The sequence below is a fragment of the Pseudomonas sp. SWRI111 genome (genome assembly GCF_014268555.1).
GTDB lineage: Bacteria > Pseudomonadota > Gammaproteobacteria > Pseudomonadales > Pseudomonadaceae > Aquipseudomonas > Aquipseudomonas hamedanensis.
Window position 1 is genome coordinate 1 of record NZ_JABWQQ010000052.1, and the last position, 1,680, is coordinate 1,680.

The 1,680-nt window shown below is 59.2% G+C and carries 1 protein-coding gene; it reads right to left on the reverse strand.

Features of this window, described 5'->3' with window-relative positions; translation table 11 throughout:
• Positions 1-76 precede the first annotated feature (76 nt).
• A complete protein-coding gene (gene ltrA, locus HU755_RS26885) occupies positions 77-1,396 on the reverse strand; it encodes a group II intron reverse transcriptase/maturase (RefSeq protein WP_186638285.1) in 1,320 nt (439 codons plus the stop codon).
• Positions 1,397-1,680 lie beyond the last annotated feature (284 nt).

Consider the following 1,680-nt stretch of genomic DNA (forward strand, 5'->3'; position numbering starts at 1 on the left):
ATCGAGTAGGAGGCGGATTTACATCCGCCGTCCTCTCACACCACCGTACGTACGGTTCCGTATACGGCGGTTCAGGTCATGCGAATAAGCCGTTGATCGTATCCAGTATCGAGACCAGTCCGAGCTGGTCCCACAGTTTCTTCGGTAACGCCTGATTCATATGTGACGCTCCCGAGTTCCACCAAGGACCTCGGCCATTGGCTGCTGATGTATGAGCACGTCCTTCCTGGATCCCCAGACGCATCAGGTTGCGCGCCCTCGTCGAGGGCTGCTTCCATTGGCGCCAGATGACACACCGAAGCTTACGTCGTACCCATCCGTCCAGCTCTTCGAGTGGCTTTCTGCTCTGACTGAGCTTGAAGTAACTTGCCCAACCACGCAGCATCGGATTCACCCGTTCGATGACGTCCGCCATCTTGTGGCCCCGTGCCCCGCGCAGCAGATCTCTGAGCCGGTCGCGTAAGCGCCCCAGACTCAGCGTCGCCACTTTCAACCTCGGCTGTCGATGCCTGCTCATCCCATAACCCAGGTAGTCACAGATCCAGGGCCGCACCACACGGCTCTTCTCTCGATTCAGCGTTAGTTTCAAACGCTGACCCAGGAAGCGCTCAACTCCGGCCAACACTCGTTCGCCAGCACGACGACTACGCACGTAAATGTTCGCATCATCGGCATAGCGCACGAAGCGATGGCCCCGCCGTTCCAATTCGCGGTCGAGTTCGTTGAGCAGGATGTTCGACAGCAGCGGCGAGAGCGGGCCGCCTTGCGGCGCCCCCTCCTGCCGTCGGCTGACGACCCCACCCGACATGACTCCAGCTTCGAGGTAACGACGGATCAGCCTGAGCACCCGCTTGTCTTCGACTTGACGCTCAACGTAGGCCATCAATACATCGTGGCTGACCCGATCGAAGAACTTCTCCAGATCAAGCTCCACGCACCAGCGGTGGCCCGCCGCCACATGGGTGCGGGCTGTTTCGATGGCTTGATGAGCGCTTCTACCCGGGCGAAAGCCGTAGCTGTAGTCCGAGAACAGAGGGTCGAAAATCGGCGTGAGCTGTTGCAGCAAGGCCTGTTGGATCAGACGATCCACGACGTTGGGAATGCCCAACTGCCGTGTTCCACCTTTGGATTTAGGGATTTCGACGGCGCGCACACCTTGCGGGTGATACTCGCCGGCCAACAGCCGAGCCTTGAGGATCGGCCAATACTGATTCGTGTAGTCCGCCAGTTGCTCCACCGTCATGCCATCGGCACCCGGTGCGCCCTTGTTGCTGACCACACGTTGATACGCACGCCTGAGGTTGGCGGGTGCAAACACCCGCTCCATCAACGTGTTCGGCTCCGCGTTCGTCCACGTCACAGACGCCGCCGATGTTTGTGCCCTGCCAGTCGTCACCCTCGGATACCGTCCGGAGCTTGGGGTAGCAGTCTTCTCTTAGAGAATATTCCACACTTCAACATTCGACGAGACTCTGACGCCTACTGGCGGCATAACCTGTTCGGCCCTTCATCGCCCCGGTTTCGGCGATTACTACGGCTTCAGCTGACTTCTGCACGCTAATCCCGTCGCCTCTCGACGCGCGGTAGCACAGTGGCAAGCATGCAGATCTCCCAGGGTAATTCGCGCGACCTTCCTGCTTATGCCTGTCGGATCTACGTCGTAGCGTTCCGTGCAAGTAT